At 76.6% G+C, this 239-nt stretch carries 1 protein-coding gene; it reads right to left on the reverse strand.

All coding sequences use genetic code 11. The annotated features are described in order from the left end of the window. On the reverse strand, window positions 1-239 hold a 239-nt coding region (locus KVS71_RS18625; RefSeq protein ID WP_217585279.1), incomplete at both ends, for a chorismate-binding protein.

The following is a 239-nucleotide window of genomic DNA, read 5'->3' on the forward strand; positions in this document are numbered from 1 at the left end:
GGGGAGGGCGACCGCCCCGTCCCCGCCGATATAGCCGAAGCAGCCGGCCTGGATGGCGCGCGGGCCGCCTTCGAGCTCGTGCAGCTGCGCCATCGCCGGCAGCTTCGGCGCTCCGGTCATGCTTCCGGCGGGGAATGCGGCCTCCTGCAGCACCCCTACCGTGGTCCCCTCCGCGGCCGTGCCGCTGTCGGGGCCGCCGGGCTGCTGCACGGCGGGAGAGCGCTCGTCCTCCCGCAGCC

This window comes from Microbacterium sp. GbtcB4, from assembly GCF_019091465.1.
Lineage (GTDB): Bacteria > Actinomycetota > Actinomycetes > Actinomycetales > Microbacteriaceae > Microbacterium > Microbacterium paraoxydans.